The sequence below is a fragment of the Kitasatospora sp. NPDC054939 genome, from assembly GCF_053610105.1.
Genome location: NZ_JBSGXP010000112.1, coordinates 23,972 through 28,149, shown reverse-complemented (window position 1 = coordinate 28,149; position 4,178 = coordinate 23,972). Strand labels below are relative to the sequence as shown.

The window sequence follows — 4,178 nt, the reverse complement described above, 5'->3', positions numbered from 1 at the left end:
CCCCCGGCACCGGCCCCCGGCCGGATGCGGCTGCGCAGCCCTAGCGCCGGCCCCGGACCAGCAGGTAGAGGAAGTACGGCGTGCCGATCACCGCGGTCATCAGGCCGGCGCCCAGCTGGGCGGGGGCGATGACGGTGCGGCCGACCAGGTCCGCGGTGCAGACCAGGAGGGCGCCGAGCAGGATCGCGGTCGGGACCACCCGGGCGTGCTGGCGGCCGACCAGGGCGCGGGCCGCGTGCGGCGCCACCAGGCCGACGAAGCCGATGGTGCCGGCCGCGGCCACGGCGGCCGCGCTGAGCAGGACGCTCAGGACGAGGAAGCCCAGCCGCCCGCGGGAGAGGTCCAGGCCCAGCAGCCGCGGGGTGTCCTCGTCCAGCGAGACGAGGTCCAGTTCGGTGCGCCGGGCCACCGCGACGGCGACGCCTGCGGCGAGGACGATCGCGAGCGGCACCACGTCCGGCAGCGTCCGCCCGTACGTGGAGCCGGACAGCCAGGTGAGTGCCTTGGTGGCGTTGAACGGGTCGGTGAGGACGATCATCAGGCTGATCAGCGCGGAGCTGCCGGTGGCGGCGCCGAAGCCGACCAGCACCAGCCGGTTCTGCTGGAAGCCGCCCCGGGCGGCAAGCCCGAAGACCAGCAGCGAACTGGCCGCGGCGCCCGCGAAGGCAGCCCCGGCGACGCTCCACGAACCGGCCAGCGGCACCGTCGTCACCAGCAGGACGGCGCCCAGCGCGGCCCCGCCCGAGACGCCCAGGATGCCCGGCTCGGCGAGCGGGTTGCGGGTCACGGCCTGGACCATCGTGCCGGCCAGGGCGAGCGCCCCGCCCGCGAGGAGCGCCGCGAGGACGCGGGGGACACGGGTGTCGAGGACGAAGGTGACGGCCCGTCCGGACCGCCCCTGCACCCAGTTCAGCACGTCGCCCAGCAGCAGCTTGGTGTCGCCGACCAGCACGGCCGCGACGGTGATCCCGACCAGCACCACCACCAGGACGGTCGTGGTCGTCAGGAAGACGCCGCGGCTGCGGATGCGCAGCCGTTCGGCGGCGGTGGCGCCCGCGGTGTCCCGCACCCGGGCGGCCATGACGATCAGGAAGACCGCGCCGACCAGGCTGGTCGCGACGCCGGTCGGGACGGCGACCGCGACGTCCGCCGCGACGAAGGTGCGCAGCAGCACGTCCGCGCCGAGCACGAGCGCGGCGCCGGCCAGGCCGGCGACCGGCAGGGCCGTGCGGGTGCGGGTGAAGCCGCGCTGCCGGCGGGCGAGGAAGCGGACCAGGGCGGGGGCGCAGAGGCCGACGAAGCCGATCGGGCCGGCCAGGGTGACGGCGGCGGCGGAGAGCAGGGCCGCGAGCACGACGACGGTGATCCGGGTGGCCCGGACCGGGACGCCGAGGCCGCGGGCGGCGTCGTCGCCGAGGGCCAGCGCGTCGATCCGGCGGGCGACCAGGAGCAGCCCGACCAGCGCGAGGACGGCGATCGGCGCCATCTGCAGGATGCCGTCGAAGCCGTTCTGCGCGATGCTGCCCTGGTTCCAGGCGTACATGCCCACGGTCTGCTGGGGGAACAGCAGCAGCAGGCCCTCGGTGACCGCGGTCAGGCCGAGGGTGAGGGCGCTGCCGGCCAGCACCAGGCGGACGGTGCCGGCGCCGAGGCCGGAGAGGCCGAGCGCCACGGCCGCCGCCGCGAGGCCGCCGGCGAAGGCGATGCCGGAGGACGCGAACAGCGGCAGCGAGAGACCGGTGACGGCGGCGGTGCTGAGGGCGAGGTAGGAGCCCGCGTTGACCGCGAGGGTGTCCGGCGAGGCGATCACGTTGCGGCTGACGGACTGCAGGGCGGCGCCGGCCATGCCGAGCACGGCCCCGACCAGCAGGCCGGCGGTCGTCCGCGGCAGGCGCGAGGCGACGATCACCGACGCGTCGGCGGGGTCGGACCGGCCGGTGAGCGCCTTCCAGACCTCGGCGGCGCCGACGGCGGCGGTGCCCTGGGTGAGGTCGACGATCGCGAGGACCGTGACGAGGAGGACCACGGCGGCCGTCACCGCGGCCGTGCCCGTCCGGGACGTGGCCGTCGGCGGACGGGGGGCGGGGGAGGTAGCGGTGACGGCCATCGGGTTACTTCTTCAGCGCCTTCACGACGGAGTCGACGTACTTGTTCATCGACTCGGGGCCGCCGAACATCCAGATGCCGTCGGGCAGCCGGTGGACGTTGCCCTTGGTGACGAACGGCAGGGAGGTCCAGACCGAGTTCGTGGCGAGGACGCCGGTGAACGGGGTGCTGTCCTTGTCCTGGTCGTTGCCGATGTAGGCGAACCGCACGTCACCGAGCTTGGTGAGGCCCTCGACGTCGGTGGTGCCCAGGCCGTAGAGCTCGTCGCCCTGGACGGTCCAGGCGTTCTTCAGGCCGAGCTTCTCGTTGACCGCGCCGATCAGCGAGCCGCTGGTGTACGGCCGGACGGAGACCTGGTTGGACACGACGTAGCCGTCCGCGAAGGCGTACGGGGCGCCGGCCAGACCGGCGTCGGCGAGGGCCTTCCTGCCCTCGTCGAGCTTGGCCTGGAAGTCCTTCTTGAGCTTGTCGGCCTGCTTGACGGTGCCGGTGGCCTGGGCGATGAGGTCCAGGTTGCCGGTCATCCGGCCGATCGGGTCGGCGGCGTCGGCGGCCTTGAGCTCCAGCACCGGGGCGACCTTGCGCAGCTGCTGCACGGCGGCCGGCGGCAGGTCGTTGGTGGCGATGATGAGGTCGGGCGCGAGCCCGGCGACGGTGTCCATGCTCGGCTCGCCGCGGGTGCCGATGTCCTTGGGATCGTTCTTCAGCGGGACCGCGGTGTTCCAGGTCTTGTAGCCCTTGACGTCGGCGACGCCGACCGGGTCGACGCCGAGCGAGACGAGGTTCTCGACGACGTTCCACTCGGTGCCGACGACCTTCTTGGCGGGGCCGTTCAGCTCGACCTTGGTGCCGGTGGAGTCGGTGAGGGTGATCTTCTCGGCGGTGCTCTTGGCGTCGCCGGCGGGCTTCTCGGTGGTGCCGCAGGCGGTGAGGGCGAGGGCGGCGGCGGTGAGGGCCGCAGCGGCCAGGGAGACTCGTCTCATGGGGTGGTGCTGAGCCTTTCGAATCGGGTGTGGTGCCGGCCGATCGCGCGGGTGCGCAGCCGGCCCGTGACGGGGTCCGTGTCGACCTCGATGCGGATGCCGTAGGTGTCGGTGAGGAGCTGCGGCGTCAGCACGTCCTCGGGGCTGCCGTCGGCGACGACGCGCCCCGCGTGGAGGAGGACGATCCGGTCGGCGACGGCGGCGGCCTGGTCGAGGTCGTGCAGCACGGCCCCGACGGCGATCCCGTGGTCGTCCGCCAGATCGCGCATCAGGTCGAGGAGTTCGATCTGGTAGCGCAGGTCGAGGTAGGTGGTCGGTTCGTCGAGGAGCAGGACGCCGGTCTCCTGGGCGAGGCAGCCGGCCAGCCAGACGCGCTGGAGCTGCCCGCCGGACAGGTGCTCGGCGCCGCGGTCGGCGAGGTCGGCGACGCCGGTCAGGTCGAGCGCGCGGTCCACCGCGGCCCGGCCGTCCGGGTCGGCCTTGCCCCAGCGGCCCCGGTAGGGGTAGCGGCCGAACTCGACGACGTCGCGGACGGTCAGTCCGCTGGGCGTGGGGCGACCCTGGGTCAGCAGGGCCACCCGGCGGGAGAACTCGCGGGGCGACAGGGCGAGGCCGTCGGTGTCCCCGTCGATGACGAGGGTGGCGGTCCGGGGCCGCTGCAGGCGCGCGAGGGTGCGCAGCAGCGTCGACTTGCCGCTGCCGTTCGGTCCCACGAGCACGGTCACGTCGCCGGGCCGCAGCGCCAGCGCCGCGTCGTGCACGACGTCGACGCCGTCGTAGGCCACGGTGACACCCGTGGCCGACAGTTCATGGCCGCGGCTGCGCCCGGCCGCGGAGTTCTCTTCACCGACGTTCACGGGCTAGAGGTTAGCCTAACCTTACAAAGTATTGGAACCGGGGTTCGCCGGTTGTTCCGCGCACGCCCCGGGCTCCGGCGCAGGTCGGGGGCGTGCGCGGGAGGCGTCGGGGCGGACGGGTGGCGGACGGGGGCGTGCGGACGCGCCGGAGGGCCGGGGGGGGGCCCCCGGGCGGGCCCCCCCGCCGCCAGCTGGCCGCCCACCCGGCGCGGCCCCCCGCCCACCACACCCC

Annotated in this window: 3 protein-coding genes; all 3 read right to left on the bottom strand. The window is 74.6% G+C overall.

The genetic code is table 11. The features are described 5' to 3' along the window. Positions 1–40: 40 nt before the first annotated feature. The 3 genes from ACWGB8_RS27065 to ACWGB8_RS27055 are packed head-to-tail and all read right to left on the bottom strand — an operon-like array spanning position 41 to position 3,946. On the bottom strand, positions 41–2,107 hold the full coding sequence (locus tag ACWGB8_RS27065) for an iron ABC transporter permease (protein ID WP_452216215.1): 2,067 nt from the start codon (positions 2,105–2,107) through the stop codon (positions 41–43). Positions 2,108–2,111: 4 nt separating this feature from the next. After that, positions 2,112–3,089: an iron-siderophore ABC transporter substrate-binding protein gene (locus ACWGB8_RS27060; protein WP_452216214.1), complete on the bottom strand. Its 978-nt coding sequence runs from the start codon at positions 3,087–3,089 to the stop codon at positions 2,112–2,114. Then, positions 3,086–3,946, bottom strand: coding sequence for an ABC transporter ATP-binding protein (locus tag ACWGB8_RS27055; RefSeq protein ID WP_452216213.1), 861 nt, complete (start codon positions 3,944–3,946; stop codon positions 3,086–3,088). Before ACWGB8_RS27055 ends, ACWGB8_RS27060 begins: the two co-directional genes overlap by 4 nt. Positions 3,947–4,178: the final 232 nt, after the last annotated feature.